The organism is Wandonia haliotis, assembly GCF_039523435.1.
GTDB classification, from domain to species: Bacteria; Bacteroidota; Bacteroidia; order Flavobacteriales_D; family Crocinitomicaceae; genus Wandonia; species Wandonia haliotis.
This window is the reverse complement of sequence record NZ_BAAAFH010000011.1, coordinates 236,987-262,546: the sequence shown is the minus strand read 5'-3', so window position 1 is coordinate 262,546 and position 25,560 is coordinate 236,987. Positions and strand designations below refer to the sequence as shown.

The window sequence follows — 25,560 nt, the reverse complement described above, 5'->3', positions numbered from 1 at the left end:
GAAAAGGTTCAAAAATATCTTTTTTGTAAATTTACAATATGACAACAAAAGAATTCAATAAACTCTCTATTAATCAACGATTACACCTGTTGAAAAAGGAAGGAGAATTTATTGGATCTCGTTTAAGTCTGGGACATCGGGTACATTTGTTTTCCTGCAGAGGTCATTTTCTTGAGATGTGGATTCTTATCGGCATTGATCAGATTCGATGGATTGAAATTCAAACCAATTCATCTATTCTAAATTTATACATTGAAAAAATTGATCTTAGAAAGAGTTTAGATACTTAACCTTCTTTGGATTTTTTCTTAGCCGTAAACTCAATAATTATTCCGATTGTTGGAAGCACCGTTCCTGTATAATTGGTCAATTGTTCCGTTAAATAAGCATTAGGATTGTTCGGATCAACTACTGGCTGACCATTTTCATCTCGAACTACTGTTAAAATAGGTGTTAACTCAGCCTGATAATTATACACATTTTGAATATCCAAATAAAAATTTAAACTCCATCTCGGAAAGAAAAACTTCTTATCTACACGGATGTCCAACTGATGAAAACTACCCAGACGCCTACCATTAAGCTGATTATAATCAAAAACTCCCCGTCCGTTGACATCCCATACCTGTTGCAACGAACTGGTTTGAATATCATAGGGTGTGTAAGGAGCACCACCAGAATAACGCCAACGAACTCCAATATCCCAGCCTTTTTTGAAGCTTTTACCCACAGACATCGAAAGAATATGACGGCTATCCCATGCAGATGGAACATATTCTCCAACTTTATTTTGAAACTCACTGCGCACAAATGTATACGCAAGAAGACCATAAAAACCCTTGATCAATTTTTGCTGATAGAGAAATTCACCTCCTACTGAACGCCCCTTTGATGTAGAGGATACGGCTTCGTTACCAACAACTCCAAAGTCACCACCAATATTCGCAAGAGAGATTGAATCTCGTAAAGAGAATGGATAACGATCATATACTTTATAAAAACCTTCTACTGAAAAACGCCCATTCCATTTTGATATATATTCAATACCTAAAACAGCATGATTTACACTGATATAGCGCAAATTATTGTTCCTATTTACTAAATTCCCATCATTATCTCTAAAGCCTAAGATAGTATATGCAGGGAGCTGATGATATCGTCCTAAATTTCCTGAAATCGCCCATTTCTCAGTTAAACGATATGATAAGGATAGTATTGGAGCCAATTGATTAAGTGGATTCGTCATTTCACTACTATAATCAGATACGTCCGTTCTTAAACCAAAGCTTGTATTAAATCGATCGTTAAAAAAGCTTTTAGAAACTTGTCCAAACATTGAGCCCTTACTCAATCGTAAATCAGATTGATAATCAATCTGAAGCAACTGATTCCCAATTGATACTATATTAAACGTATTGTTGTTATAGCGTGCATACTCATAACCAAATCCAGCATTTATTTTCCATCCATTTTTCTTCCAATCGTGCTCAAAACGAAATTTGTTCTCAGCTTCAAATGAAGCATAATCCAGTAATTGATTTTCAGGGGTCTGAATATTATTTAAGTAACGAACGGCTGTATTTTTAAGCATATTTCTTGAAACAACAACAGTCTGATATGAATTTTTTGAAAAATGTGTCCATTTAGCTCCCACTGTGTAATTCCATTGTTCATTAATAGCCAAATTATTTAACAGATAGGTGTTACGCTTCAACGTTTCTTCATCTGTAACACCATCGTTAACCGATTCATTCAACCGAAAATTATCAATAGCTCCCAATCCAATAAAAGTCAAACGATTTTTTTGATTCAAATCGATATCGATTTTATATTGTGAATCAGTGTATTGTGGCAAGAAAGGTAATCGAAGTGCTTTAAACAATAATTGAAGATAAGATGTACGAACAGAGAAAATAAAGTTTGCTTTTTTCCCAATCGGTCCGTCAAAAGTCAAACCAAAATCACTTGATCCAACTGTAAAGGATGTAATTAGTGCTTCATCATTTCCTCTTTTCTGCTTAAAAGAGAGTACCGAGCTCAACCCATTTGCACGATTCGCTGGAAAAGCACCGGCGTAAAAATCAACTTCACGAATGAAATTAACATTCAGCAAACCGACTGGGCCTCCACTACTTCCTTGCGTGGCAAAGTGATTAATATTGGGGACTTCAATATCATCTAAGTAAAACTTGTTTTCACCTGGCGAACCACCTCTAATGATGATGTCATTGCGAAAAGCAGGTACTTGAGCAACTCCAGGTAAAGCCTGCACTACCCTACTCACATCACGATTCGCCCCAGGATAACGCTCTATTTCAGTAGCATTCAATGTCCGTAAACTTACTGGTGATTCATCGTTGCGTCGAAAGGGGGTAGCCTGGACGACAACCTCATTAGACACGGTTGATTTTTCTGACAGTGGAAAATCTAATCGGAGCGTACGTGAAATAGTTACCGTTACTTCAGCAAAAATAAGTTCTTCAAATCCCACACAACTCGACCTAATAGTATACACCCCCGGGTCAATACCTTCTATTTTATAGTTACCGTCTATATCAGAAACTGCTCCTATCCCTAACTCTGAAACCACGACATTGGCAAAAGGAATTGGCTCATTATTGGTTTCATTAAAAACTCGCCCGGTTATTATTCCGGATTGAGAACATAAAAAGAATGAGAAGCTAACAAAAAATAAGGTTATGAAATGTTGCATCAGAATATTTTTAAGTCAAACACCTGGTAAGTTAAAATGTTCTGTAAGGTGAAAAAAATTAAGCAAAAACCAGTACACGGTAAAATACTGATTAATCTACGATTGAATCTGTTGAAAAAGAAAGTAGAATGTATTAGTTCCTTTCTAAGTCCAGAAATCAGATTTACAAAGAATTCAAACCAACCAAAATACACGTAATTCGTATCTTGAAAAATTAGATTCGCAAAAGAGTATTGATTCTCTTTAGTTTTATACTGTTGATTTTCGGCTGTCTTTGTTAAAAAACAGACAAAAATCAGGAAAAGGTCATGTTTTCTGCTCTGTTTGTGAAATTGATTCCTGGTTATTCACAATCAAGAGTCATGTTATTAACAATCAAATTCGAATCAAAATTAAACCTGTATTTTCGTCGACGAAACTGTTAATCTATTATTATGAAAAAGTCAATTGCACTTACTTTTTTTGTATTTTCTATGGCTTCTATTTCGTTCGCTCAACAAAACAACGAAGTGAATCCATCACAATCAACTTCTTCTACCGGAGTTAAGGCTCCAAAAGAAAAAATAGAAGCTAAACAAACACCTGCTTCTAAAATAAATAAGGAATATAAGTCCATTAAAAGAGCTAATCTGGAAGCTATTCCTGAGCAACAAGTTCGAAAAGAAGAATTTGAAAACAATCAATCTAATTAAACAAGACTAATATGAAAAAGATAGTTTTTAACTCATTATTTTTTATGGTAGTGACCATTCTGAGCAACTTCAGTTATGCACAGAGTTGTGATACACTACGAAATTATGGAACAAGTGATCCACTCACTGTCATTTCTTCACCAACAGCAGGTTATTTTGCAGGAAACCTAATCTATAGTGATGGTGTTTCAAACTTCAACGTAGAAGCATGGGCTGAAAGATATGTTGCACCTTCTGCAACGGAAGTAAGAGGAATCGTAATAGGCCCTTCCAGAGTATCTGATGGCGGGGGATCTGTTACCTTTAACGTATATGCTGATGCCTCGGGAAGTCCCGGTTCTATCATTGGATCAGAAGTAGTTCCATTAGCTGATTTAACACCCGGGCAGTATAATATTATAGAATTTACAACACCTACTGCTGTGACCAGTTCATTTTATGTAGGTTATGAATTGTCGTATACAAATCCACTGGATACATTTGCATTATACTGTATAAACCCCGCAAGTAATGATTTTACAATGTTCTATGCTAACGGAACATGGATGTATACTGGAGCTGAATATACCATCGGAGGAAATCCATCGCAAAATGCATTTTTAATGGATGTTTTACTTTCTTCTGATCCTACTCCAGCACCTTCTGCTACTTTTGAAGATGCTACAGCGTGTGTGGGAGGTGTATTTAATGTTGATGCAAGTAGCTCAACAAATGCAACATTGTATGAGTGGTATCTTACAAGTGATCCTCCGAGCCAACCATACTATGACCAACAAGAGGGTGAAACTGCTACATTAACAACTACACAAACTGGAACCAATAGAGTCTATATTTTCGCAACAGGTTCTTGTCAGACAAGAGGAGTTTACTACACGGTAACTGTAAACCCCGCGATATCGGCAACTGTAAACACAACTGATCTGACTTGTGGAAATGATAACGGAGAAATTGAAATAACAGGAACCAGTGGTGGCTCCGCTCCTTATAGTTACTCATTGGATGGAACTAATTTTTCAGCAAGTAATACGTTTACCGGATTAAGTGCAGGAAATTACACTGTTTATGTAGAATCAGACGGTAACGGGTGTTCAGAAACGTATTCTGTAACGCTATCTAATACTCCTCAGGAAACAATTACTGTTGGAACTGATCAAACAGTTTGTAACGGTGATAATGCAACACTGACTGCTTCCGGAAACGGAACAATAGAATGGTTTGAAGGAGCAGCCAGCATTGGAACAGGAACTTCTGTTGTTGTATCACCAACAGCTACAACTACTTATACAGCTGTTCTTACAGATGCAAACGGATGTGAAGATCAGGCAGATATTACCGTTACTGTGAACGCACTCCCAACAGTTGTTGCCGGAACAGACTTTACAGTATGTGAAGGGGATGAAATTACATTATCAGGATCCGGAGCCGACTCCTATGTCTGGGATAACAGTGTAGTAGACGGGACTCCTTTCAACATCTCTGCCACTACTACATTTAATGTGATTGGTACAGATGCAGATGGTTGTGAAGGAACCGATCAGATTACTGTTACAGTGAATCCATTAGATGACCCTAGCTTCTCATATGCTTCAGGAACACTTTGTTCAGGAGGAGCCAACGAAACTCCAACTGTAAATGCTACAGGAACCTTTACGGTAGATTCTCCGGATCTTGTATTTGCAAATACTGCGACTGGTGAAATCGATATGACAAGCAGCTTGAATGGGGTTTATCAAATTACATTTACAACTGATGGTACATGCCCAAGTTCACAAACTAATACGTTAACAATTACCAGCTCTCCTGATGCTGTATTTACCTATGCAGAAACTGAATATTGTCAATCAGAGTCTAACCCTTCTCCGGTTTTCTTAACAGGAGCAAGTGCGGGTGTATTCAGTGTTGATATAACAGGGTTAGCAATCAATACTTCAACAGGAGTTATTGATTTAGCAAACAGTCAGTCTGGAACTTATGAAGTAACGAATACAATTGCTGCTACAGCTTCCTGCCCAATGGATCAGGCTAGTTTTACGGTAACGATTACTGAAGCTCCGACAGCAACAATTTCCGGAGGAGGTGATATTTGTTCTAACGGAGACGCTCCTGTTACGATTACATTAACAGGAACCGGACCATGGGATTTAATAGCTTCTAACGGAACTAACAACTTCCCACAAAGTGCGCCTATTGCAAGTGTTACTCAAAACATTTCTACACCTGGAACATATACGATCGTTTCTGTAACAGATGCGACCGGATGTACAAACACAGGGACAGGAAGTGCAACAATAAATGTATTCCCAGACCCAATAGTTAATGCAGGAGCTGACCTTACAGTTTGTGAAGGTGATGAAATAACACTTTCTGCTTCAGGTGCAGATTCATATGTTTGGACAAATGGTGTACAGGACGGTGTTCCGTTCATCATTAACAACACTACTTCATATAGTGTAACAGGAACAGATGTTAACGGTTGTACAGATAGTGATATTATAGTAGTGACTGTTAATCCAGCTCCTACAGTAGATGCAGGATCAGACTTTATCGTATGTCCGGGAACCGAAATTACACTATCAGCTTCGGGAACAGATTCGTATGTATGGGATAATGGTGTACAGGATGGTGTAGCATTTATGATTACGACTACCACTACTTATACAGTAACCGGAACAGATGCAAACGGTTGTGAAGGAACTGATCAGATTACTGTAACAGCTGAAACTCCTTCAGTAGATGCAGGAGCTGATGTTTCCGTATGTGAAGGAGAAGAAGTTACACTTTCTGCTTCAGGTGCTGATACATATGTATGGGATAATGGTGTACAGGATGGTGTTTCCTTTACTCCAACAGCAACAACTACTTACGCCGTAACCGGAACAGATGCAAATGGTTGTGAGGGAACTGATCAGGTAACTGTAACAGTAAATGAAAACCCTACAGTAACGCTTACTGCCTTTGAAGATGTTTGTGATAACGAAGAAAATCCAATTGTACTTACGGGTGGTACTCCAGCTGGAGGAACCTATTCAGGAACAGGAGTAAATGCTGGTTCATTTGATCCATCAGTTGCAGGAGAAGGTACACATACGATCACATATACTTATGAAACACCTGAAGGATGTACAGGAGTAGCAACAGAAACTATCACTGTTGAAGATTGTCCAAACGTATCAGTTGCGGAGAATTTTATCAACAATCTTGTTGTCTACCCGAACCCTGCTTCAGGATTAGTAACTGTCTCTCTGGATAATATTCAGGATGCTGAAATCAGTATTTCATTGGTTACGACAGATGGTAAAGAATCTATTCTTTCGAACATCAAACCAATGAGTTCTTTCAACGAATCGCTTGATATTTCTAATTTCGCTTCAGGAATTTACTTTATGACATTTACTTCCGAAAAAGGAAATCATGTTGTAAAGATCATTATTGAATAAAAATCCCTGATTAAAACAATAGAAGAACCGCACATTAATTAATGTGCGGTTTTTTTGTTTATTTTACCCCAAGATGATCAGGAATATTCATACTCATATACCAGCGAAAGATGCTATTCGAAGTTTTTCTTTCGGAGAAATCCATGAAGCAATTCACTATGATGCTCCTTTTTCAGTAGGTATTCATCCCTGGGAAACGAATACTATGAACTGTTCCGTTGCGGAGGCCTGCTTACAACTGGAACAACTACTATACAGGAAAAACTGCTTTGCAGTTGGTGAATGTGGATTAGATAAACTAAGAGGAGCTTCACTAAAAGAACAAATAGAAATTCTCAGTTTACAGTTAGCCCTCGCTGAAAAAACAGGAAAACCGGTTATCATTCATTGCGTCAAAGCTTTCAATGAATTAATTAGCTTAAAAAAGGAATGGATAAACGTTGCTATGGTAGTCCATGGCTTTCGAAGCAAGATGCAAGTAGCTCAAATGATAATCAAACAAGGGATTAAACTGAGTTTTGGAACGTATCTTCTCAGTTCTCCATCCATACAAGAAATCTATTCTATTCTTCCTGATACGGAAACTTTTTTAGAAACAGATGAGCAAGAACCTGCAGAAATTAATAAATTAATTCAGTTTGCGGCTAAATTGAAAAACGTATCTTTGGAAGCTTTCGAAAAAAAAATAGTACAAAATACACACACCTTTTTTGATGTAAAACTATGACGGACTGGTTGGAAAGAACTGAGCTTTTGATTGGTAAAGATGCGATTGAGAATCTAAAAAAAAGTCATGTGCTCATCTGTGGACTCGGGGGAGTTGGTTCATACGCCGCTGAATTTATTGCGCGATCCGGAATCGGAACAATGACTATTATTGACGGAGATGTTTTTGACCCGACCAATAAAAATCGTCAGCTTCCGGCACTGGAATCTACTATCGGAAAATCCAAAGCAGAAGTTCTTGCAGCACGCATCAGGGATATTAATCCGGATATAACGTTACATGTTCTGAATGAATTCGTTCAACCGGAAAGAGTTGGCGAAATTTTAACCGAATACCAGCCCGACTATGTGATGGATTGTATTGATTCTATCACTCCCAAACTTACCTGGCTCATTGCCTGTAAGAGGAATAAATTCAAAGTTATCAGCTCTATGGGAGCAGGTGGAAAGATGGACCCCTCAAAAGTTCAGACACGGGACATTTCAAAAGTGGTCAATTGTAAAATGGCCAAGCATCTTCGAAAACGTCTGAAAAAAGAAAATATTAACAAAGGGATTAAGGCTGTTTTCTCTTCGGAACACCAAAAAGAAGATTCTTTGAAAATGACAGATGGAACGAACTTTAAGAAATCATTTTACGGAACCATCAGCTATATTCCGGCTCTTTTCGGATTACACGCTGCTGCGTATGTAATCCAACAATTGACAAAAATTGAAAAATAACATCCTTTCACTGGTTCTTACCTTCTGCTCACTTTCATTCTTATACGGACAGGAGGATTCGCTGAAACACAAAGCTCAGGTTCAGTTTAGTTTGTTTATCGATAGTATTCTCCAAAAAGAGATAGACAAGAAAAACTATGAGTTATTCAACTTTTCTGAACTTTCCTTTATACGAGAGTACCCACTAGAAATCACTTCACTTGCCTACCCTTCTCTCTATTCGGACAGAGACGAATACTATGCTGCATTTTTATATCGAGAAAAGTATAACGATACTACTTTCCCAGAAGATCTTAATAAACAGGTTTTAAAACAATATACAAAGCTTAGAAAGATTATTCTAAAGACTATCCGTTCTGGAAAGCAAACGACTGGAAAGGAGAAAAAGCGTATCTCCAAACTCCAGTCTGAAATGGAGAACTCTGAACCTCCCCTGACCGGGTACTTCCAGAAAGCTTCTATTCGCTACATCTATAATGGTGTGAAAAATGAAAAACATTTCTCTATTATTTATGATTTACAACTGAACGTATTGAATTATGGAGAATAGTTTGTTTTTGTAGTTAATTTGTTTGTATTTTAACAAATGGTTTAATATTGAATTTTCTGATTTATTTTTGTCTAAAAAAGATCAGATGGAAACGCCTTATTACCTCTATGATATGAATTTGCTGGATACTACACTTGAACAGGCTCAGGTTGCAGCAGAACTTTATAACATAAAATTACTATATGCAATCAAGGCTAATACAAATCCGTATATACTGGAACGCATCCGAAAATATGGTTTTGGGATAGACGCTGTTTCAATTGGCGAGATTAAACTGGCATTAACAAATGGTTTCCAACCTTATCAGATAGCCTTCGCGGGTTCCGGAAAAACGAAACGTGAAATTGATGAAGCTTTACAATTAAATATTGCTACTATTCATTGTGAGTCACTCTCCGAATGGGAGTATATTTCTTCGGTTTATCCAACAGAATGTACAACTAAAATAGCTTTGCGGGTTATTCCAAATGTCTACACCAATACCCATCAACATATACAAACCGGTGGGAATAATCATAAGTTTGGAATCAGCACCGAAGAAGCTTCCCGATTAATTCAGAAACTTATTGAAAGGAACTCTACTCTCCTGCCCTGTGGTTTCCACTTTCATGTCGGATCACAGATCACAAGAATGGACTATTTTGAAGAATTAAGCAGGTCTGTACTTTACTTTTTTCAAACCCTGCCTTCTTCCTTTTCATTTGATTATGTCAATCTAGGTGGAGGATTGGGAATAAATTATGATGATCCGGATAACGAAATGATACCAAACTTTACCGGATGGATGCGGGCCATCCGCCCTTATTTTCCACAGGATCGTTTTCCTCATGTGTACCTTGAACCCGGAAGAAGTCTTGTCGGTCAATGTGGTAAATTGATTACGGAGGTACAGTATATTAAAAACAGACAGGACGAAAAAATTGTAATCCTGGATACGGGAATGAACGACCTAATGCGACCGGCTTTGTACGGTGCAAGACATCACATCTCACCTATGCAACCGCATTCTGAAACAACTCAATTTCAAACGTACACACTTAGTGGTCCAAGTTGCGAATCAACAGATTGTTTTGGAAAAAATTATTCCCTCCCCGAATTGAAAGAAGGAGATCATATTGTTATTCATTCCTGCGGTGCTTATGCAGAATCCATGCGATTAAACTATACACAACGTCTGGCTCCTTCCTGTGTGTACAAAGAGGGAAACAATCTCAATATGTATACTTCTCAAAGAAAAAAAATTAAGGTCGAACAATCTTTTTAATTCCTCCGAATTTATCGTATTTTGAGTTGAAACTTATTAGTTTTGTTTATTCCTTAATTTAACGTTAAATGAAACGATACATATTAACTCTACTCTCTTTCATCTCTGCTTTGACTCTACTTGCCAATGACTTGTCTTCCGGGTTTTCAAAAACAGAGTATATTGAAACATTAAAAATGAATGCCGCTCAAAAGGATACTATTACTCCTGACGCTGTTTTCAGATCTGATAAATATGATCGCATATACCGATCCCCTGTTGTAGGTCTTTTAAATCGCTGGGATCTCTGGATGCGAAAGGATAAAAATGAAATCGGTATAAGTCTTCGTGGTACAGCACCTGAAGCATTGAGTTGGTTGGCCAACTTTTATGCCGCAATGATTCCAGCCCGTGGAGAAATTAAGATTAATGATTCACTAACGTTCAACTATAAACTGGCGGAACGTTCGGATGCAACGGTTCATGCCGGATGGACGTTTGGTTTGGGATCAATGGCTTCTGATATTGTACAAAAAATTGATTCCTGCTACCGAACGGGTGTAAAAAATGTTCTGATTTTTGGTCATAGTCAGGGAGGTGCTCTATCTCACCTTACTACTGCCTATCTGCGTTATCTTCAAAAGGACGGAAAACTACCGGCCGATATCGTATTTAAAACGTATGCCAGTGCTGCACCCAAACCAGGAAACCTTTATTTTGCTTATGATTATGAGCATTTAACATTTGGAGGCTGGTCTTACACGGTCGTAAATCCGGAAGATTGGGTTCCGGAAACTCCGATTACTGTCCAGACTTCAGAAGATTTTGCGACAACCAATCCTTTCAGATATGTAAAACCTATGCTGAAAAAACAAAAATTACTTGTACGAATGGCTCTAAAAGGTGCCTATAACAGTATGGATAAGTCTACCAAAAAAGCCCGGAAAAATGTGAAAAAGCAACTGGGATACAGAACTGGAAAACTAATACAAAAAAGTAAACCTCAATATGTACAACCTGAATTTTCCAGAGGGATCTATTATACCCGGGCAGGAATTCCTGTTGTCCTTATGCCTGATGTTGAATATTATGCTTCGTTTCCAAAAGACGCTCAGGAGAATATTTTCCAACACCACATGTTTGAGCCTTATTTAATGCTCGCGGAAAAACTGCCGGAAACAAAATAATTACCAACAAACAGATAAAAAGAAAGACCGGAATAAAATTCCGGTCTTTTCTATTTCTTACGGCTTACGTAGTTCATTTTTTCCCTTTCGAAAAGTCCATCAATCTATCATAAGTTTCCGGACATTGCTTTCTGAAAGCCCTATCATATCCGATTGAAGCCGGATCAACACCAAGGCTATCTGCAACAGAAGCAAAACAGTTCGCTATACCAAAAACAGATTTGTCTTGGGAACAGGAACAGGCTATTTCAGCTGCATTTTTCTCTTCTTCTGTCGAACCACAGCTCAACAAAAAGAAAACGGGTAAAGAAAAAAATAACCAACGTACCATTTTTTACTCAGCTGTTTTAGCGTACTCTTTCTGTAGCTCGTTCAATTCAGGACATTTTCCATCCAAAGCTTTTGCAAACGACTCATCAGCACAGTTTACTCCGTGATCAACAGCAACATCCAATGCACAAAAAGCAAAGTGCATATCGTCAGTAGCAAATAAATCATCCGGATCAGCTTCCGCACGCTTCTTTTCTACACAGTCACACATTGACTGAGCAGCTTTGTTCATTTCTTCGTCACTTGGACCTCCACAAGAAGCCAAAACTAAAGCAGCAGCTCCCAAAACAAATAAGTTCTTTTTCATAGTTATATTTTTTTGTTGTGCCAAGATAGAAGTTTTATCAAATTTCGCCAAAAAATTATACTGCTTATTTTATACTAACCGGAAAATTTAACGCACGAAACACGTTGTTTACTCTATCAACAAACTTTGTGTCGCGATTATTGATTTTTAAGTTGTTCGTTTTTAGCTTTTTCCCAGTATGTATCCATCTCTTCCAGGTTCATCTCCGCGAACTGCTTACCATCGTTTGCTATATATTCTTCCATTGCGGTAAAACGTGAAATGAACTTTTTATTGGTTTTTTCCAGCGCATTTTCCGGATTAACACCTATAAATCGCGCATAATTAATCATAGAGAATAACAGATCTCCAAATTCATCTTCTATCTGATCCGATCCCTTATCAATCTCTTCTTTTAATTCGTCCAATTCTTCTTTCACCTTATCAAAAACCTGTTCCCGGTTGTCCCAATCAAAACCTACACCCTTTACTTTTTCCTGAATTCTAGCTGCTTTTACCATTGCCGGCAAACCTGCAGGAACCCCCTGAAGAACAGATTTTTTACCTTCCTTCAATTTTAATTTTTCCCAGTTGGCCTTTACTTCTTCCTCTGTCGAGGCTTCAACATCACCATAAATATGTGGATGGCGATATACCAGCTTATCACAAATAGCATGTAATACATCAGCAATATCAAAATCACCCGTTTCAGATGCTATTTTCGAATAGAATACCATGTGTAACAACAGATCTCCAATTTCCCCTTTCAGTTCATTCATATCTCCTGACAAAATAGCTTCTCCTAATTCGTATGTTTCTTCTATTGTCAGGTGGCGAAGAGATTCAAGCGTTTGCTTCTTATCCCAGGGGCATTTCTCTCTTAGATCGTCCATAATATTCAACAATCTCTCAAATGCTGCTTTTTTTTCTTCCAGGGTATGCATCATTATTTGTTTTTGTAAAAATATAAACAAAAAAGAGAGGCTTATTATCACCTCTCTTTCTCTATAATTATTCAGAATGCATTACGCATACATCTCTTCTTTCTGTGCCACAACTTTCTCATCCTTGAGATATTCTTCGTAAGGCATCATTTTATCAATCACTCCATTGGGAGTCAATTCTATAATTCTGTTCGCTACTGTATTCACCAACTCATAATCATAAGAACTAAACAAAATCTGTCCTTCAAAATCACGCATTCCGTTGTTTAATGCTGTAATAGACTCCAAATCAAGGTGATTTGTCGGCTCGTCAAGCATAAGTAAATTCGCTTTAGCCAACATCATACGTGACAACATACAACGCATTTTCTCTCCTCCGGAAAGAACTTTTGAACTCTTCAAAGCTTCTTCTCCGGTAAACAGCATACGTCCCAGGAATCCACGAAGATTAACATCTTCGCGCTCTTCGTCTGTCTGAGCATACTGACGCAACCAATCAATCAGATTAATCTCGTCCTCAAAAAAGCTGCTGTTATTACTTGGTAAATACGCTGTTGAGATAGTTGTTCCGAATGTAAATTCACCTGATTCCTGTTCTTTATTACCGTTCAGGATTTCAAATAAGGCAGTAATTGCATTCGAATTGTTAGAAACGAAAGCAATTTTATCCCCCTGATTCATCACAAAATTCAAATCCTTGAATAGCACTTCCCCTTCTTCTCCCTTTGCACTCAGGTTTGAAACATTCAACACCTGATTTCCGGCTTCTCTTTCCTGCGAAAACTGAATTCCGGGATAGCGTCGGGATGAAGGCTGAATTTCATCCAGGTCTAACTTATCCAATAACTTACGTCTACTGGTAGCCTGCTTCGATTTAGAAGCATTCGCTGAGAACCGGGAAATAAAGTCCTGAAGTTCTTTCTTCTTTTCCTCATTCTTCTTGTTTTTGTCCGCTCTTTGGCGTGCGGCCAACTGTGAAGACTGGTACCAGAAAGAATAGTTTCCTGTGAATAATTGAATTTTACTATAGTCAATATCACAGATGTGTGTACACACAACATCCAAAAAGTGACGGTCGTGAGAAACAACAATCACCATATTTTTAAAATCAAGAATAAAATCCTCCAACCAGGCAATTGTTCTTGCATCCAGATCATTCGTCGGCTCATCCAGGATTAAGACATCCGGATTACCAAAAAGTGCCTGTGCTAATAGAATACGTACCTTCAACTCAGCAGGAACATCTGCCATTTTCATGTAGTGATACGATTCATTAATTCCCAGATTAGACAATAAACTTGCTGCATCGGTCTCTGCATTCCAACCTTCCATATCAGCAAATTCAGCTTCCAGTTCGGATGCTCTCATTCCATCCTCATCCGAAAAGTCCGGTTTGGCATACAAAGCATCTTTCTCCTCCATGATTTCATAAAGACGCTTGTGCCCCATGATAACAGTCTTCAACACTTCGTATTCGTCAAACACGTTGTGCTCCTGCTTCAAAACAGCCATTCGTTTCCCCGGCTCAAGATCAATAGAACCTCTCGTAGGATCCTGCTCTCCGGAAAGGATTTTCAGGAAAGTAGATTTTCCGGCTCCGTTTGCTCCGATCACCCCATAACAGTTTCCATTCTGGAACTTAAGGTTTACATCATCAAACAAGGTACGTTTTCCGAATTGAAGAGATAAATTGCTTACTGTTAACATATTTTTCTAAAATTTGGTGCAAAGGTAGTGAATTAATAGCGATATCACTTACAAAATCAGGACATCGCGTGAAGATTCCTCGAATACAGGATCACAAACAAACCTCCTATCAACAAATTGATGTATACTTCCATATTAATAACCATACTTGCCGGATAAATCAGGTATGCCATACCGATATACGCCAGAGTATAAATAATGTACAGGTGAAATCCTGTCTTTTTCCGTGTCCACATCAGATAGGCAGCTATCGCACCCAGAATAGAAACAACAAGAATCGTCAGGTAGTTACGTATAAATGCTTCTTCGTTGACGTATTTCATTCTTTCAAGTCCCAGCTCAATCATTTGCACAAACTCGCCTTCTTCTCCATCCTGTCCGCTCTCTTTTAGCTCACTAATCGTCTTAGCAGCCGCTAATTCCTGCTCTTTCATCATTTCATCATCCATTGGACCATTTACCAGTGCGGTAAAACTATTCATGATTGAAATCGCCGTCCATATCCAGGTAAGAATTACAAGAACCGTCAAAAATAACGGCCGTTTATTCTGATTCTGTTCTTTCTCTATTTCTACAAATTGATTTTCCATAACTCGTTCTTTACAAAATTCTTACTTGCCTCCATTCTTGGATGCATATAGGTATCATTCTCCGTTAAAGGTACTTCTTTCCGGAACAAATGGAGTATTTCCTCCAAAACAGGTGAACTTTTTCCCGGTCTTCTAAACTCAATAGCCTGAGATGCGTTCATTAGCTCAATCCCAAGAATTGAAAAAACATTATCTATTACACGGTACAATTTTGTTGCCGCATTAGCCCCCATACTCACATGGTCTTCCTGTCCGTTACTGGAATCAATGGTATCGACACTGGCAGGTGTACACAGTTGTTTGTTCTGACTCACAATAGATGCCTGCGCATATTGAGGAATCATATATCCGGAATTAAGTCCGGGGTTGGTAACCAAAAAAGCCGGTAAATCTCTGGTCCCACTAATCAACTTATAGGTTCTTCTCTCAGAAATACTTCCCAGTTCTGCTATTGCAATCGCTAAAAAATCCATTGATAACGCAAGAGGCTGACCGTGGAAATTCCCTGCCGAAACCACTTCGTCTTCATCCGGAAAAATAGTTGGATTATCAGTGACCGCATTCACTTCTTTTTCAATAATTTGAAACACATAACTTAAAGCATCAAAAGAAGCTCCGTGTACTTGCGGAACACAACGGAATGAATACGGATCCTGAACATTCACTTTCACCCGATCAATCAATTCACTACCCGCTAATAATCTACGGAACTCTGCAGCAACAACCATCTGTCCTTCCTGGCAACGAATTGCATTTACATTTTCATTAAACGGATTTTTTCTTCCGTCATACGCCTCCAGAGAAATTGCACCAATTTTATTCGCTCCCTGCAAAATTTCACGTCCACGTAATACACTCCATAACCCGAAAGAACTCATGAACTGTGTTCCGTTCAATAGAGCCAAACCTTCTTTACTTTGAAGAACAATCGGTTCAAGATTATGTGATTGAAGTACTTCACCGGCAGATTTCCGCTGTCCTTTTTCCAACACTTCTCCCTCACCCAATAAAGGCAATGACAAATGAGCCAATGGGGCCAAATCTCCAGAAGCTCCCAGAGACCCCTGTTCATATACAACAGGAAGTATATCATTATTGAAAAAATACAAAAGTCGTTCTACAGTCGCCAATTGCACACCTGAATGTCCTTTTGAAAGCCCAATGGCTTTTAACAGCAACATAATCCGTACAATTTCCGGATCTATTTCTTTTCCCGCACCACATGCATGAGAACGAACAAGGTTTACCTGTAACAAACTCAGCTGATCTTCACTAATCGCCGTATTACATAAAGAACCAAAACCTGTGTTAACTCCGTAAATCAACTCCTCTCGTCCTGAAACAGCCTGATCAAGATAATTTCTGCACTTCTCTACTGCCTCTTTACACTCCTGACTTAATTCAACTATAGTATTAGTTGATAAAACATCTTGTAATTGATCAAGTGTAATGTATTCCTTCGTTATGGTAAATGTGTTCATCTTACTAATATGCATTATGTCTTTTCACTAAAAAATCTATCATCTCTTCCAGGCTGAATTCCTCCTGTTCTCCGGTCGCCATATTCTTCAGTTGAATAAGTCCATCATTCATTTCTTCCTCTCCGACAATAGCAACAAACTCTACTTTTTTATCATCCGCATACTTCATCTGTTTCTTCATTTTAGCATCAAATGAAGGGTACAGTTCCGCATCAATAGCGTTAGCTCTGACCTCTTTGAGTAATTTTAAACAATGTTGTTGCTCTTTTTCACCAAAGTTTACAAACAATAGGGTTAACCCTTTCTCCAATGAGGCAGGGAAAAGCTGTAATTCGGTCAATACATCATAAATACGATCTGCCCCAAAAGAGATCCCAACTCCGGACATTCCCGACATTCCAAAAAGCCCGGTAAGGTCATCATACCTTCCACCACCGCAGATACTTCCCATTTTAACACCATTTGCTTTTACTTCAAAAATGGCGCCTGTATAGTAATTCAATCCGCGGGCAAGTGTTACGTCAAATTCGAGTTTAGCGCGGTTTAATCCCAATGCTTCAATCTGCTCCAATAAAAAGCTTAGTTCCTCAATTCCTTTCAGACCAATCTCACTTTCAGCCAAAAACCCGCGTATTTTTTCCAAATTTTCTGAGTTTGACCCTGACAAATCGAATAAGGGTGTGATTTTTGCAATAGCAGCAGCGGAAATACCTTTTTCTTCCAACTCTTTCACCACACCATCCTGACCAATTTTATCCAGCTTATCAATCGCAACTGTCATATCAATTAACCGTTCCGATTCCCCACTGATTTCAGCAATTCCGGAAAGAATCTTTCGGTTATTGATTTTAATCGTGAAATCAGGAATGTGTAACGAAGTAAGAACCTCGTCAAAAAGCTGAATATACTCTAATTCGTAGAGTAACGAATCACTTCCTACAACATCCGCATCACATTGATAAAATTCCTGATACCTGCCATGCTGCGGTCTGTCTGCCCGCCAAACGGGTTGAATCTGGTATCTTTTAAAAGGAAAAGAGATTTCATTCTGATGCTGAACGACGAATCGTGCAAAAGGAACTGTTAAATCATATCGCAATGCTTTTTCAGATAATGAATTTGCAAATACAGCCAGATTATCATTTTCCAAAGCGTTCAAATCAGCTTTTTTCATTTTATCTCCGGAGTTGAGAATCCGGAAAATCAATCGATCTCCTTCCTCTCCATATTTCCCCAACAATGTCTCTCTTTTCTCAAAAGAAGGAGTTTCAATGGGCTGGAAACCATATTTTCTGAACGCATTTTTAATCGTTTCAAAAATATAGGTGCGTTTTGCCACATCTGCGGGTAAAAAATCTCGTGTACCTTTTGGAATACTTGGTTTCTGTGCCATTACGTATGAATTCGTTTGTCCTGCAAATTTAATATTCTTTACTTGACTTGTTATTTTAAAGGCTATTCTTCGGTTTATTCTATGAAACAGTAATTACTTGAACTGTAAATCGACCAGTTTTTTATAATGTCCGTTCTCTTCCAGAAGCTCCTGGTGTGTTCCGCTTTCTATTATTCGTCCATGCTCCATAACAACAATTTTATCCGCCTTCTGGATAGTGGAAAGTCGGTGAGCAATAACAATAGAAGTTCTTCCTTTTGTCAACTTCTCGGTCGCTCGCTGAATCAGTTCTTCCGATTCATTATCAACGTTTGAAGTAGCTTCATCCAAAACCAAAATCTTCGGATTGTATACAAAAGCGCGTATAAATGAAAGTAACTGTCGTTGCCCGACAGATAACACGCCTCCTCTTTCTCCTACATTGTAATCATAATTATCTTTCAGGCGCATAATAAAATCATGGGCTCCTACAGCTTTTGCCGCTTCGATTACCTGTTCACGGGAAATAGATGGATCTCCAAGTGTTATATTATTGTGAATGGTATCTGAAAACAGAAACACGTCCTGCAATACAATAGCTATGTTTTTTCGGAGATAGTTCAGGTTGATATCAACGATGGATTCCCCTCCAATCTCAATACTTCCCTTTTTAAACTCATAAAAACGTCCCAGAAGATTAACTATAGTAGACTTACCTGCTCCTGTTGCACCGACAAAAGCAACCGTTTCGCCACTTTTGATTGTCAGGTTTATATCTTCAAGAACCCAATCTTCATCCTTGTAAGCGAACCAAACATTTTTGAAAGTAATTTCCTTCGAAAAATCACATTGGTCTACTTTCCCGTCATCCTGAATATGCTCACTCCTGTCCAGTAATTCATATACACGTTCTGCACGAACAACTCCGCGTTGCAATACATTAAACTTATCCGCCAATTGGCGAATAGGACGGTACAACATGTGAATCCACAAAGTAAAGGCAATTATTTCTCCGAAAACATGCTCATCGCTATCCACCCACTCTAATTGAATCACACTCCAAACAACAAGCATTCCTATGGATATAGAACTCAGTAATTCGACAATCGGGAAAAATATAGAGTTTGCCCACACGGCATTGATATGCGCCTGTCTGTGCTCTTTATTAATTTCCTGAAAATGATTCATTTCAATTTTCTGTCGATTGAAAATCTGGAGAATGGCCATTCCTGTTATCCGTTCCTGAACAAAATTATTCAACCGATTCACCTGTAACCGTTCCTGTTGGAAAGCCTTTTTCATTGCACGGGCAAAAATACGGGTTGCCAAAATCAAAAGCGGAATGGGTATCAAAGCGACTAAAGTAAGTTGCCAGTTATCATAAAGCATGAATAAAACGACAGCTACTAAAGCCAGAATATCTCCTAAAATATTAATCAATCCCTGTGAAAAAACATCTGCGATTGCCTCTATATCCGCAACAAGACGGGTAACCAACGAACCTATCGGGGTTTTATCAAAAAACTTCATACGGAAGGACACGATATGCTTAAACAACTTCTTCCGCATATCCAAAATGATGGATTGCCCCAATAAATTAGACATATAGGATGAAAGAAACTGGAACAGTGCCTCGGCAAATAAAATCACTAGAAGAATAGCGATCCAAAACAATAACTGATCTTTTTGCCCCGGGTTATTCAGAAATTCATTTACAATTTCTCCCATCAGCATAGGTCTGAACGGCCCCAAAACAGCCAGAGTTATAGTTACCAGAAACGCTCCTATGAAAAGCCACCTGTATGAACGGGTAGCCTGGAATAATCGTTTAAAAACAGAAAATTCGCTATTTTTTTCTTTACTCACAGCCACAAAAATACACAGCATTTCAGGAAAAGAGAACGCTTTCCATAAATTATTTCCCCGGATTATTCCACATTACACTGTTATTATTTCAATCTGGTCACTAATACTCTATTCTCCAAAGGAACAGTCCGCAACCCGGGACACTTCTTCCAGCCTCTCCCCGATCCTTTCTCTCAATTATAGCAGCTACTTCTTCCGGACTGATTTTACCTTCTCCGACCAAAAGTAAAGTACCAACCACTGCACGCACCATATTTCTCAAAAAACGATTAGCTGTGATCTCAAAATAGATTTTATCCCCCTCCTTTACCCACATTGCTCCGGTTACTTCACAGTCATTGGTTTTTACATCTGTATGTAGTTTTGAAAAGGAAGTAAAATCCTTTTGGCCTATGATAAAAGAGCAGGCTTTATTCATGGCCTCTACATCCAACGTATGCGGATAGTAATAACTAAACGATTTTTCAAACGGACTCTTTACCTGATGAATAAAATACCTATACGTTCGAAAACGTGCATCAAAACGTGCATGAAAATGCTCTTCAGCGGATTCAACAGAAAGAATAGCAATCGAAGAAGGAAGCATCGTATTCATTTTCCATTTAAGATCTGTAAGATTTCCCTTAAACGAAAAATCACAATGCGCTACATAATGAAAAGCATGTACCCCTGTATCAGTTCTTCCACATCCCATAACTTCAACCGGACTCCCACTATTTAACCGGGTGAGAACATCTTCAATCGTACCCTGAACAGAAATCACATCAGGCTGAATTTGCCAACCAAAAAAACCGGTTCCGTCATACTGTAAATCCAATCGCAGTCTCATACCCGCAAAAGTATATAAAAAGGTAATAAGACAGGGAATTTCCACTGAAACGGTACTTTTTCAAGCCTTTTTGTTCATAACATTCGGTTTTTTCTTAGTTAAGTAGTAGGTTCAAACTTTATTTTTGTAAAAAACAGATTAAAAGGTATGCTGAAAGTCGGAGTATTGGGAGCAGGTCATTTGGGAAAGATTCACATTCGTCTTCTTAAAGAACTGGAGGATGTTTATGATTTTGTTGGTTTTTATGACCCTAATCCTGAACAGGCTGCGCAGGTAGCTAAGGAGTTTAACACAAAAGCTTTCTCCAGTATTGAAGAGATTATTGAACATGTTGATGTGGTAGATATTGTCACTCCAACATTGGCTCATTTCGATTGTGCTTCGATGGCCTTAAAAGCTTCACGACATGTTTTTATTGAAAAACCAATAACTGAAACTCCGGAAGAAGCAAAAACTCTAATGAATCTCGCTCATGAGGCTAATGTAAAAGTGCAGGTCGGTCATGTAGAACGATTTAATCCTGCTTTTCAGGCTGCATTGCCGTATCTGGAAAAACCCATGTTTATTGAAACACACCGATTAGCTCAGTTTAACCCCAGAGGATGTGATGTTCCTGTGGTGCTTGATCTGATGATTCACGATCTGGATATTATACTGAGTGTTGTAAAATCATCCGTAAGACGTGTTTCTGCATCTGGAGTAGCTGTGGTAAGCGACACTCCGGACATCGCCAATGCACGGATAGAGTTTGATAACGGGGCTGTCGCTAACTTAACGGCTTCGCGTATCTCTTTAAAAAATATGCGTAAGAGTCGTTTTTTCCAGAGAGACGCATACGTGAGTGTTGATTTTTTGACGAAGGAGATGGAAGTTGTTACTATGACTGACGTACAGGGAGAACCAGACCCCTTTGATATTGTTATGGATCTCGGACCGGGGAAACCTTCGAAAAAAATTCAATTTGATAAACCAGACATTCAGGAAACAAATGCGATAAAAGAAGAACTTCGCTCCTTTGCTCTGGCAATTAATGAAAACTCAACTCCTGCTGTGACAATAGAAGACGGCTATGCTGCACTTTCGATTGCTCACCAAATCCTGGAGAAATTAAAATTTTCGGGAAACCTGATTACCGAAAATAATTAATTCTTTTTTACGTTTAACAGTTGAGAATTGTACGAAATGAATAAACTACTGGTAAGCATAATTGGTGTTTTTCTGCTTTATTCCTGCGGAAAAGACGTAAATCCACCAACGTTTCTTAAAATTAATGACTTCATCCTGGAGGAGAACCCTTCTGCCTCTAGTCTTCAGGGGGAACTTACTCATAACTTCTCCGATGCCTGGGTCTATATTGACGGTGAACTACTGGGTGTTTTTGAACTTCCCTGTAAATTACCGCTTGACTACGAAGGATCTCATAAGCTGCAAATTGTAGCCGGTGTGCGGAAGAATGGAATTTCGGCAAGTAAAGTACGCTACCCGTTCGTAGAGGTGTATTCTGAGCAGATTAATTTTACACGATTGGATACTACAACAGTAACACCTGTGACACGTTATTTTTCAGGGCTTAATTTCTGGATTGAAGATTTTGAGGATGCGTCTGTAAAAATACAATCAACTATTTACAGTAAAACAGATCTTTATAAAGACAATGATCCTGAAATATTAAAGTACGGTAATTTTTATGGTCGTGTGGATCTAAATACCACAGATTCACTTTGGGAAGCAGCTACAACTGATATGTGGAACATCCCAAAAGGTCAGGATGTGTATATTGAAATCGATTACTACAATACTAACTCGATATTAACGTCTGTAAAAGCAATTAATCAGGATGGATTTAATGTAAATGCTCACGTACTATTGAATACTCAGTATGAAGGGAATGTCGTTTGGAAAAAGATGTACATTGATATCCGGGAAATCGTTAGTTATAGTGTAAATTATAATCAGTTTCAATTACTCTTTACCAGTATTCTTCAGACTGGCATGTCTGATAGTTATGCAATCATCGACAATATAAAACTGATACACTTCTGACGCTCGCATGATTACACGTTACCCTGCTCTGTTCATGGTTCTTACTGACTATTGCTCTGCAGCACTTGCCTGGGCAGCGTTTTATTATTTCAGAAAAATTCAAATCGAACAGGCTGAGTTTTCTACTAACCCTACTTTTTGGTTAGGTAGTATTGTAATCCCTTTATTCTGGATATTGTTATACTATATCATCGGAACCTATCAGAATGTAATACGCCAGCACAGATTTAAAATCCTCAGTCAGACATTTACGGCAACACTTACAGGAAGCATAGGTCTCTTCTTTGCCCTATTATTGGATGACGACATATACAGTTACCAGTTTTACTACAAATCTATTCTTGGGTTATTTGCTATTCATTTTATTTGTACCATTATCCCCCGTTATATACTTACCAGCTATTTTGTCCGACGTATTCAGACAAGGAAAGTAGGCTTTAAAACCCTACTGATTGGGGGAAGTGAAAAAGCGGTACAGATTTATGAAGAACTGGAAGCCCTCCCCAAAAGTATGGGAAATAGTTTTGTCGGATTTGTCAATCTGAATGGGATTGATACCGTTTTAGAAGAAAAACTCCCCTACTTCGGTCATGTAAAGCAAATAGAGCAAGTGATCAGAGAGCAGGAAATTGAAGAGGTTATCATCGCCCTGGATCGAAGCGAACATGAAAAACTCAAAGGTATTATATCAATTCTTTCAGGGTATCCTGTTCGAATTAAATTAATTCCTGACATGTATGATATCATTTCAGGGTCGGTTCGAATGAACAACATTTTTGGCGCTTTACTTCTGGAAGTCAATTCGGAATTTATGCCTTTCTGGCAACAAGCCTTAAAACGGATATTTGATATTGTTCTCTCACTAATTGCCTTTATTTTACTCATTCCTTTATACATTGTTCTTTCTATTGCTGTTCTTACTTCTTCTAAGGGTCCTATTTTCTTTCTTCAGGAGAGAGTTGGTAAAGACGGAATTCCTTTTAAGATTATCAAATTCAGAACAATGTATACGGATGCAGAATCCAAAGGTCCGCAGTTATCCAGCTCCAATGACCCCCGTATTACACCGGTAGGAAGAATAATGCGCAAACTACGACTGGATGAATTTCCCCAGTTTATCAATGTAATAAAAGGAGATATGTCACTGGTTGGTCCACGACCGGAACGACAATTTTACATTGATCAAATTGTACAAAAAGAACCTCAGTTTATGCAGTTGACAAAAGTCCGTCCGGGAATTACATCCTGGGGGCAAGTTAAATATGGATATGCCGAGAATGTAGATCAAATGCTGCAACGCATGAAATATGATCTTCTTTATTTGAAGAACATGTCACTGGCGCTGGATTTTAAAATCATGCTTTACACGATACTAATCGTTGTAAAAGCAAAAGGAAAATAACAATTATAATTCGATTGTCAATCCGTCATAAGCAGCATAAACATTATCCGGTAATTGATCTGTAATTTGTTGATGAGTTCCGAATAAATGGCTAATGTGTGTAATGTAAGCTTTTGAAGGGTTTATCTCAGCTATAAACTGCAAAGCCTCTTCTAAGTTAAAATGTGACAAATGAGGCTCCAACCGTAGAGCATTTATAATCAATACTTCTGTCCCTTTTACTTTCTCTTTCTCTTTTTCTGAAATCGTCTTCGCGTCAGTGATATAGGTGAAATTATTGATACGAAACCCTAAAACAGGCATTTTATAATGCAACACTTCTATCGGCTGTACTTCCAACCCATTCTTTAATAAAAAAGGAGCATCTGCAGAGATTCTGTTTATTGTTACTTTTGGAATACCGGGATAGCCGTCCTGTAAAAAAACATAGTGAAATTCACGACGCAGCGCTTCTTCTACCTGAGTATTGCAATACAAATCCATTGGACGTTGTTGCAGAAAGTTAAATGCACGCACATCATCCATTCCGGCAATATGATCTTTGTGCTCATGCGTATATAAAATTCCCTCCAGAGATCTCACATCATTTGTCAACATCTGTTGGCGAAAATCCGGTCCACTGTCGATGCAGTAATTCATTCCATCATGTTCAATCATAACGGATGCTCTGAGTCTTTTATCCTTCGGGTCGGAAGATAAACATACTTCACATTGACAGGCGATAACCGGTACTCCCTGCGAAGTCCCGGAACCAAGTACAGTAACTTTCATACTACAAAAATAGAAGCTTTTCCCTTTCACCCCCCTTATTTTCCTTTTCGAATCAGTATTATACATCGTAAACCATCTGATAAATTGTTTGTTATCCGTTTTTGATTAAATTTTAGTCAATTCATCTGATTTGAATTGTGAGAAAGAAAAGCACTGTTTATAGAAGATTAGTCCCTATTTATCGAATTATACCTAACTAAAAGACTTCTGTTTTTTGCAATTAAAAATACCCAAAAAGCTTATAAACACTGGAAAATCCGGTCATTTATCCACATTTTGCCAAAATTATCAACATTTAAATATTTTTTTTCCCTGAAATACTTGTATAGCTTGATTATTCGTATATATTTGCTTCAAGTAATTTTTTATTAACAATCTAAAAAACCAAAAGGACTATGAACAAAGCGGAATTAATTGACGCTATCGCTGCTGACGCAGGATTGTCTAAAGCAGATGCTAAAAAAGCATTGGACGGATTTATTAACGCTACTTCTCAGGCTTTGAAAAAAGGTGACCGTATTTCTTTGATCGGTTTCGGATCTTTCTCAATTTCTGAGCGTGCTGCGCGTACAGGTCGTAACCCACAAACAGGAAAAGAGATCAAAATCGCTGCTAAAAAAGTAGTTAAGTTTAAAGCTGGTGCTGAATTGAACAAGACAGTTGGCTAA

Annotated in this window: 23 protein-coding genes; 12 read left to right on the top strand and 11 right to left on the bottom strand. The window is 38.3% G+C overall.

The window, feature by feature from the left end:
• The first annotated feature begins 38 nt into the window (after window positions 1-38).
• Window positions 39-290: a hypothetical protein gene (locus tag ABDZ97_RS09315; protein WP_343786863.1), complete on the top strand. Its 252-nt coding sequence runs from the start codon at window positions 39-41 to the stop codon at window positions 288-290.
• Here ABDZ97_RS09315 and ABDZ97_RS09310 read toward each other — a convergent pair.
• Window positions 287-2,713, bottom strand: coding sequence for a TonB-dependent receptor (locus ABDZ97_RS09310; protein WP_343786860.1), 2,427 nt, complete (start codon window positions 2,711-2,713; stop codon window positions 287-289). The genes ABDZ97_RS09315 and ABDZ97_RS09310 overlap by 4 nt on opposite strands.
• Window positions 2,714-3,147: 434 nt before the next feature.
• On the opposite strand from ABDZ97_RS09310, the gene ABDZ97_RS09305 reads away from it, so the two are divergent.
• The 7 genes from ABDZ97_RS09305 (at window position 3,148) to ABDZ97_RS09275 (ending at window position 11,271) form a co-directional block, all read left to right on the top strand.
• The gene (locus tag ABDZ97_RS09305; RefSeq protein ID WP_343786858.1) at window positions 3,148-3,405 is read left to right on the top strand and encodes a hypothetical protein; all 258 of its coding nucleotides are present in this window, start codon (window positions 3,148-3,150) and stop codon (window positions 3,403-3,405) included.
• A gap of 11 nt (window positions 3,406-3,416) precedes the next feature.
• Window positions 3,417-6,842 (top strand): Ig-like domain-containing protein, encoded by a 3,426-nt coding sequence (locus ABDZ97_RS09300; protein WP_343786855.1) that lies wholly within the window; start codon window positions 3,417-3,419, stop codon window positions 6,840-6,842.
• A 73-nt stretch (window positions 6,843-6,915) separates the two neighbouring features.
• Entirely contained in the window at window positions 6,916-7,569 is a 654-nt protein-coding gene (locus ABDZ97_RS09295) for a TatD family hydrolase (RefSeq protein ID WP_343786853.1), read from the top strand.
• Window positions 7,566-8,291 carry a tRNA threonylcarbamoyladenosine dehydratase gene (locus tag ABDZ97_RS09290; RefSeq protein WP_343786851.1) on the top strand — a complete coding sequence of 242 codons (726 nt, stop codon included), beginning with the start codon at window positions 7,566-7,568 and terminating at the stop codon, window positions 8,289-8,291. The genes ABDZ97_RS09295 and ABDZ97_RS09290 overlap by 4 nt, the downstream gene beginning before the upstream one ends.
• Complete coding sequence (locus tag ABDZ97_RS09285; RefSeq protein ID WP_343786849.1) at window positions 8,281-8,841, top strand: hypothetical protein; 561 nt, start codon at window positions 8,281-8,283, stop codon at window positions 8,839-8,841. The genes ABDZ97_RS09290 and ABDZ97_RS09285 overlap by 11 nt, the downstream gene beginning before the upstream one ends.
• An 85-nt stretch (window positions 8,842-8,926) precedes the next feature.
• Complete coding sequence (gene lysA, locus ABDZ97_RS09280; protein ID WP_343786847.1) at window positions 8,927-10,105, top strand: diaminopimelate decarboxylase; 1,179 nt, start codon at window positions 8,927-8,929, stop codon at window positions 10,103-10,105.
• A 68-nt stretch (window positions 10,106-10,173) separates the two neighbouring features.
• The gene (locus tag ABDZ97_RS09275) at window positions 10,174-11,271 is read left to right on the top strand and encodes a lipase family protein (protein WP_343786845.1); all 1,098 of its coding nucleotides are present in this window, start codon (window positions 10,174-10,176) and stop codon (window positions 11,269-11,271) included.
• A gap of 73 nt (window positions 11,272-11,344) precedes the next feature.
• On the opposite strand, the gene ABDZ97_RS09270 is transcribed toward ABDZ97_RS09275, so the two are convergent.
• The 9 genes from ABDZ97_RS09270 to truA form a co-directional block, all read right to left on the bottom strand.
• The gene (locus tag ABDZ97_RS09270) at window positions 11,345-11,602 is read right to left on the bottom strand and encodes a hypothetical protein (RefSeq protein WP_343786842.1); all 258 of its coding nucleotides are present in this window, start codon (window positions 11,600-11,602) and stop codon (window positions 11,345-11,347) included.
• Window positions 11,603-11,605: 3 nt separating this feature from the next.
• Window positions 11,606-11,908, bottom strand: coding sequence for a hypothetical protein (locus ABDZ97_RS09265; protein ID WP_343786840.1), 303 nt, complete (start codon window positions 11,906-11,908; stop codon window positions 11,606-11,608).
• A gap of 137 nt (window positions 11,909-12,045) precedes the next feature.
• Window positions 12,046-12,831: a nucleoside triphosphate pyrophosphohydrolase gene (gene mazG, locus ABDZ97_RS09260; RefSeq protein ID WP_343788023.1), complete on the bottom strand. Its 786-nt coding sequence runs from the start codon at window positions 12,829-12,831 to the stop codon at window positions 12,046-12,048.
• 81 nt (window positions 12,832-12,912) lie between these two features.
• Window positions 12,913-14,538 carry an ABC-F family ATP-binding cassette domain-containing protein gene (locus tag ABDZ97_RS09255; protein ID WP_343786838.1) on the bottom strand — a complete coding sequence of 542 codons (1,626 nt, stop codon included), beginning with the start codon at window positions 14,536-14,538 and terminating at the stop codon, window positions 12,913-12,915.
• 56 nt (window positions 14,539-14,594) lie between these two features.
• A complete protein-coding gene (locus ABDZ97_RS09250) occupies window positions 14,595-15,128 on the bottom strand; it encodes a hypothetical protein (protein WP_343786835.1) in 534 nt (177 codons plus the stop codon).
• Window positions 15,110-16,609: a histidine ammonia-lyase gene (hutH, locus tag ABDZ97_RS09245; protein ID WP_343786833.1), complete on the bottom strand. Its 1,500-nt coding sequence runs from the start codon at window positions 16,607-16,609 to the stop codon at window positions 15,110-15,112. The genes ABDZ97_RS09250 and hutH overlap by 19 nt, the downstream gene beginning before the upstream one ends.
• Window positions 16,610-16,613: 4 nt before the next feature.
• On the bottom strand, window positions 16,614-18,002 hold the full coding sequence (gene hisS / locus ABDZ97_RS09240) for a histidine--tRNA ligase (RefSeq protein WP_343786831.1): 1,389 nt from the start codon (window positions 18,000-18,002) through the stop codon (window positions 16,614-16,616).
• A 93-nt stretch (window positions 18,003-18,095) separates the two neighbouring features.
• A complete protein-coding gene (locus ABDZ97_RS09235; RefSeq protein ID WP_343786829.1) occupies window positions 18,096-19,847 on the bottom strand; it encodes an ABC transporter ATP-binding protein in 1,752 nt (583 codons plus the stop codon).
• A gap of 100 nt (window positions 19,848-19,947) precedes the next feature.
• Window positions 19,948-20,676: a tRNA pseudouridine(38-40) synthase TruA gene (gene truA / locus ABDZ97_RS09230; RefSeq protein WP_343786827.1), complete on the bottom strand. Its 729-nt coding sequence runs from the start codon at window positions 20,674-20,676 to the stop codon at window positions 19,948-19,950.
• A 147-nt stretch (window positions 20,677-20,823) separates the two neighbouring features.
• Between truA and ABDZ97_RS09225 the strand changes: the two genes are divergently transcribed.
• Genes ABDZ97_RS09225 through ABDZ97_RS09215 form a run of 3 tightly spaced genes read left to right on the top strand, consistent with a single transcriptional unit; the run spans window position 20,824 to window position 24,121 of the window.
• Window positions 20,824-21,822: a Gfo/Idh/MocA family protein gene (locus ABDZ97_RS09225; RefSeq protein ID WP_343786824.1), complete on the top strand. Its 999-nt coding sequence runs from the start codon at window positions 20,824-20,826 to the stop codon at window positions 21,820-21,822.
• 36 nt (window positions 21,823-21,858) lie between these two features.
• A complete protein-coding gene (locus ABDZ97_RS09220; protein WP_343786822.1) occupies window positions 21,859-22,719 on the top strand; it encodes a hypothetical protein in 861 nt (286 codons plus the stop codon).
• Between the two features lie 7 nt (window positions 22,720-22,726).
• Window positions 22,727-24,121, top strand: a complete 1,395-nt coding sequence (locus tag ABDZ97_RS09215; RefSeq protein ID WP_343786820.1) for a sugar transferase — start codon at window positions 22,727-22,729, stop codon at window positions 24,119-24,121.
• 3 nt (window positions 24,122-24,124) lie between these two features.
• On the opposite strand, the gene ABDZ97_RS09210 is transcribed toward ABDZ97_RS09215, so the two are convergent.
• On the bottom strand, window positions 24,125-24,892 hold the full coding sequence (locus ABDZ97_RS09210) for an MBL fold metallo-hydrolase (RefSeq protein WP_343786818.1): 768 nt from the start codon (window positions 24,890-24,892) through the stop codon (window positions 24,125-24,127).
• A 395-nt stretch (window positions 24,893-25,287) separates the two neighbouring features.
• Between ABDZ97_RS09210 and ABDZ97_RS09205 the strand changes: the two genes are divergently transcribed.
• Window positions 25,288-25,560 carry an HU family DNA-binding protein gene (locus ABDZ97_RS09205; RefSeq protein ID WP_343786815.1) on the top strand — a complete coding sequence of 91 codons (273 nt, stop codon included), beginning with the start codon at window positions 25,288-25,290 and terminating at the stop codon, window positions 25,558-25,560.